At 42.6% G+C, this 2,797-nt stretch carries 6 protein-coding genes; all 6 read left to right on the forward strand.

Translation table 11 applies throughout. The features are described from left to right. On the forward strand, positions 1 to 386 hold a 386-nt coding region (locus Xsto_RS20195), incomplete at its 5' end, for an ANR family transcriptional regulator (RefSeq protein ID WP_211284359.1). Continuing rightward, positions 373 to 561, forward strand: a complete 189-nt coding sequence (locus tag Xsto_RS20200; RefSeq protein ID WP_099126244.1) for a PerC family transcriptional regulator — start codon at positions 373 to 375, stop codon at positions 559 to 561. The genes Xsto_RS20195 and Xsto_RS20200, both read left to right, overlap by 14 nt. Before the next feature lie 6 nt (positions 562 to 567). Then, entirely contained in the window at positions 568 to 1,044 is a 477-nt protein-coding gene (locus Xsto_RS20205) for a hypothetical protein (protein WP_099126245.1), read from the forward strand. A 10-nt stretch (positions 1,045 to 1,054) separates the two neighbouring features. Continuing rightward, positions 1,055 to 1,819 (forward strand): ORF6N domain-containing protein, encoded by a 765-nt coding sequence (locus Xsto_RS20210; protein ID WP_099126246.1) that lies wholly within the window; start codon positions 1,055 to 1,057, stop codon positions 1,817 to 1,819. Then, a complete protein-coding gene (locus Xsto_RS20215; RefSeq protein WP_099126247.1) occupies positions 1,816 to 2,346 on the forward strand; it encodes a beta clamp domain-containing protein in 531 nt (176 codons plus the stop codon). Before Xsto_RS20210 ends, Xsto_RS20215 begins: the two co-directional genes overlap by 4 nt. Positions 2,347 to 2,356: 10 nt before the next feature. After that, entirely contained in the window at positions 2,357 to 2,701 is a 345-nt protein-coding gene (locus Xsto_RS20220) for a hypothetical protein (protein ID WP_099126248.1), read from the forward strand. Positions 2,702 to 2,797 lie beyond the last annotated feature (96 nt).

Consider the following 2,797-nt stretch of genomic DNA (forward strand, 5'->3'; position numbering starts at 1 on the left):
ATAGAGGGCGATGCATTTATGGAAGTAATACTAGAACACATCGCACAAAAAACGGAGCCAATAAAATGAAAAAGAAAACTTATTTAGATTTTGCCAATACCGCTATTCAAATGGAAAAAGAAGAAAAGTATAGCCTTGCTGCCGAATATTGGGGAAAAGCTAGAAAATTAGCTACCACGTTGAATACCCAACTCTGGTCTGAATATCGCCAAGAGCATAATGAAAAAAGATATTCATTGCATCATAGTCATAGTACCGCATTAAGAAGTCAGAAAGAAAATCAGCGAACAAAAGAAGTATTAAAAAAGCACCTTGATAATCACACTGAAACCAATAAGTGGAAACAGAAATTTCAACAGACGGAGGTGAATAATGACGGTATATGAACAGGCAGATGAATTAGCGCGGAATTTAGAATCGAAAGGTTTATTCCGTCGTGCTGCTAATAAATGGGGTGAAGCCCTTTCATTATCTCAGAATCTTAAACAAGAACAAGAGTGTATTAAAAACGGGAATCGTTGCATTCAAAAAGCAAAAGTAATTATTCGTGAGGGATGGTAATTAATCATGACAATAAGAGAAATGTTCGCCATTTTAAAGAAAAGTAGATTCAAGTGCCCTGATTTTCTTTTAGATGAAGAAAGAATAATAGCTAATAACCCACCATTAACAGATGTAGAAAGAATGGAATGGGCTGAATTTTCGGTTAAGCAAAATAGAGCTAGGGTTGCCAAAGAATACTTAGTTTCATGCGGTGAGCGCTTCGGAAGGCTTGAAAATGGAAATTTTATATTTACCCACAAAAATTGCACCACTGAAATAGATTCTGACGTGATTGAAACGCTACTTATTCACCAAATAGAAAAGCCAATTTTAGAAATTAATCCAGTCGAAAAATATATTGCGTTGCAACGTTTCTATTTAGGAAACGAAGTAAATGAAAAAGAAAACGGTAGTACATGGATGCGTGATTTTATCGACCAAGTATTTATCGACGGATTCAAATTATTTACTGCTGAACCAGCATCACCAAGCACACATTGAGAAACGAGATATGAGCAAGAAAAACGAAGTGATCACCATCAATCAAACTCAAATGCCTGTCGTTGAATATCAAGGGCAACGTGTTGTGACATTTTCCATGATTGACCAAGTTCACGCACGTCCAGAAGGAACAGCGAAAGCTGCATTCAACAGAAACAATCACCGTTTTGTGCAAGGCGTGGATTACCAAATTTTAAGTCAGGACGATATACGTACCGACCTCCCCGATGGCTTGTTTTCAAAGTTCGCCCCCAACGGGATTGTGCTTTTTGAGTCTGGTTATCTCATGCTAACCAAGCCGTTCAACGATGACTTAGCTTGGCAGGTACAGCGGGAATTGGTCAGTAGCTACTTCCGTAAACCACAAACCGCAATAAATGAGCTTGAGATGATTGCCAGAATTGCCAGTCATACCGCCCAGCAGCAGCGCCAGATTAACCATATTGGTGAAAAGGTTGATCAGGTTCAGGAAACGGTCGAGCAAATCAAGCGCGGCACTATCCCTGTTGGCTGGATTGGCTTCTCTCTGGCTGCGACTGAATCAGGACTCAGTAACGCCAAATGTCGCACTTTAGCTGAACAATATAGTGTTCCTACGCAAAGCATCACCACCCTGACCCCTGATGGACAACCTCGTCCTATGAAAGTGGTGTTCAAAGAAGATTTTATGATCGCATTCCACCTAATGATGAGTGAAGCAGAAAAACGTGGTACTCGCTGGTCACATCCCAAAATGGGCAGTTTTCAGGTTATTGGATGGGAGGACAAACAATGATTATTAATTCTAATTTGTTACGTGCTGCATTGGTCTGTGTAGCGAAAAAAGACCCACGTTATTATCTATGTGGAGTGCATATCACCTCTAATTATCTGGAGGCAACCAACGGGCATGTTGCCCTCCGGTTAGAGCATGGCATCAGCACACGCCGCAAAGCGATTGTGCAGTTCCACGGGAGGATCCCCAGAAAAGCAGAAACTACAGAACTGCATTTCACCAAAGAACCTTATGCCGTCCACAGAGATATTACCGGAATGAGGGTGGGATTCAGCGCATTAACCTTGCTGGATGGCCGTTTCCCTGATTTAGATCGGGTTATCCCCAAGAAAGTAGAAAGTGTTATTCCTCACTTTCAGGCTGAATATCTAGCCTATCCCTACAAAATGTTTGAGGGCGATTCGGTATTTATCGCTGTCTCTATGTATCCATCCAGCATGACAGATGCCTGCTTGATGAAGTTTAGCGACAACATTAATCAGCGCTACGGCAACCCTCAGCTCATTGTTATGCCATGCCGAGTATAAGGAGGCTCATATGATAACAAAAAACTTTCGCCTCAACGCGCTGGCGAACAGCTATTCAGCCGCTATCTATAACGATGTAGTGACCCGTAACGGCGGTGCTCACTTCACGATGCAAATCGGCAAAACAGAAATCAATATTGCTATTGTCGAAGGGGCAAAAGGCATTCGTGAACTGGTAGACAGTTACGCACTGGAAGCATTACAGCAGAGTTATCCGGCATGGGAAGTTATCGCCATTGCTCTGATGGAGAAATGCGTCGTCAATGGTCTCCTGACAGTCTACGGGCGTGAAATATGGCAAAGCATGATCAATGACATGAGTGAAACACTGGCGGCTAAGGGGATGTTTCAATGACTGAGGAACACCGCCAGATGGTGGACATTGACGACGAACTAGTCAGAACGGTAGTCCACATCGACGACGGCAGGGATTGGGGGCAGCGCATTATCC

The organism is Xenorhabdus stockiae (assembly GCF_002632825.1).
In the GTDB taxonomy this organism is placed as follows: Bacteria; Pseudomonadota; Gammaproteobacteria; order Enterobacterales; family Enterobacteriaceae; genus Xenorhabdus; species Xenorhabdus stockiae.

Coding starts and splice junctions, on each gene's coding strand:
- Xsto_RS20200 (WP_099126244.1), top strand. CDS start 373: ATGACGGTATATGAACAGGCAGATGAATTAGCGCGGAATTTAGAATCG.
- Xsto_RS20205 (WP_099126245.1), top strand. CDS start 568: ATGACAATAAGAGAAATGTTCGCCATTTTAAAGAAAAGTAGATTCAAG.
- Xsto_RS20210 (WP_099126246.1), top strand. CDS start 1,055: ATGAGCAAGAAAAACGAAGTGATCACCATCAATCAAACTCAAATGCCT.
- Xsto_RS20215 (WP_099126247.1), top strand. CDS start 1,816: ATGATTATTAATTCTAATTTGTTACGTGCTGCATTGGTCTGTGTAGCG.
- Xsto_RS20220 (WP_099126248.1), top strand. CDS start 2,357: ATGATAACAAAAAACTTTCGCCTCAACGCGCTGGCGAACAGCTATTCA.